Source organism: Campylobacter sp. B0100352/1 (genome assembly GCF_020135855.1).
Classification (GTDB): Bacteria; Campylobacterota; Campylobacteria; order Campylobacterales; family Campylobacteraceae; genus Campylobacter_D; species Campylobacter_D taeniopygiae.
Genome location: NZ_JACHTP010000062.1, coordinates 1 through 1,573 on the forward strand (window position 1 = coordinate 1; position 1,573 = coordinate 1,573).

Below are 1,573 nucleotides of genomic sequence, written 5' to 3' on the forward strand. Positions count from 1 at the left end.
GTTGTCTCCATAAAAACAAAAGGAGATAAAAATGACACTAATTCAAAATGATATCAAAGCACATTTTACTAAAAGATTTGTGAGTGCAATTTGCAATCACGATAATGATCTTGTTTTAGAATATCTTAAAAATGGCATGAGTGCTACTAAAGAATGTATGGGAGATAAACCTATATTTTATGCTATTACTCATAATAATTTTGGAGCCATTTTACTTTTAATGAAATATGGTGCTACCTTAGAAAAAGAAGATTTAGAAGATGAAACAAATGCGAGCAAAGAAATTTTAGAATTTTTAACTTCTTTGCTTTAAGAATTAGAAAATATTTTAAAAACATTCTCTAGTTATAATTTAAAAATTCATAATCAAAAGCTCCTTACTCTCTTTTCTTTTTGAAACATTGTTATTTAGAGAATACCTTACTTTTAACTGCTTAAAATTAAAATCTTTATAGAGCTCTCTTACTAAATCACAATCATTATAAGAAAGCATAAATTTACCTTTGATATTTTTAAGTAAATTACATAAAAGCTCGTGTTCTTTTAAGCCAAAACAAGGCACATTTTTATAATAACTCTCAGTTCCAACATAAGGCGGATCCAAATAAAATAAAGCTTCATTGTAATCATACTCTTTTAAAATATATTCAAAGCTTTTATTTTCTATGCTTGCATTTTTAATTCTTTTTGTATGCAAACTAAAGTCTCTATATAATCTTTTAGGTGCTCTTTGCTTACTCATAGCAAATTGTCCCATGCTTGATCCAAAAGAAGTATTGATAAGATAAAAATAAAAAGCAGCCCTTTCTAAGTCATTTTTTGGCTTGATTTCTTTGTTTCTTAACATATAAAAGAATTTTCTACTGACTATCATAGAATTTAAAATATTAGCTAAACTTTGCGGTTTGTTTCTTATACAAAGGTATGCTAAAGATATGGAAAGTTTTGTAGAATGGGAAACAGGAGATAGATATTTTTATGCAACTCATATTTCTATAGACATAGCTAAAACCATAGGAAATGCTTACAAAGTTCTTTCACAACTTATGCCTCAAACTTCAAATTCAAGTCTTAGTGAAGAAGAATTAGCAAATATGCCTTATGCTTTTTATTTAGACAAAAATTTAAATGTTACTAAAACTTTTACCAAAGACGAATATGAAAAAATAGATTTCTCTCAAGACACAATATATGCTAGTTTCAATACTTGGAATGGTTCATATTTTGAAGATATTAATACTGATAATATTTTTAGTAATAATGGAGATACAAGATTAAACAAAAATGCTTATATTAATGAAGATGGAAGTATAGATAAGGGCGGAGTTTTAATGGGCTTTTTAAATTCCCAACTTTATGGTGCAACAACTAATTTTTTAGAGGGCGATACTCAATTGCTTGGAAAAATTTTAGTTGATAAAAATGTTAGCGAAGCAGAATGTAATGATTTTCAAAATTTTATGAATAAAAACAAAATTCAAAGTGCTTTTTATAAAGATTCAAGCAATCCTGATGAATGGATTCCTCTTGAAGAACGTCTTTCAATACAACTTTACATTAAAAGAAGTCAAAA

At 26.9% G+C, this 1,573-nt stretch carries 2 protein-coding genes and 1 pseudogene; 2 read left to right on the forward strand and 1 reads right to left on the reverse strand.

Annotated features, from left to right (window positions below; translation table 11 throughout):
• The first annotated feature begins 31 nt into the window (after positions 1-31).
• Positions 32-313 (forward strand): hypothetical protein, encoded by a 282-nt coding sequence (locus H2279_RS08465; protein WP_337196272.1) that lies wholly within the window; start codon positions 32-34, stop codon positions 311-313.
• A 39-nt stretch (positions 314-352) separates the two neighbouring features.
• Here H2279_RS08465 and H2279_RS08470 read toward each other — a convergent pair.
• A pseudogene (locus H2279_RS08470) lies at positions 353-925 on the reverse strand (DNA adenine methylase); the annotation flags it as partial.
• A gap of 10 nt (positions 926-935) precedes the next feature.
• On the opposite strand from H2279_RS08470, the gene H2279_RS08475 reads away from it, so the two are divergent.
• Positions 936-1,573 (forward strand): Cj0814 family flagellar-dependent secreted protein (locus H2279_RS08475; protein WP_442862195.1); only part of this gene is annotated, 638 nt, incomplete at its 3' end.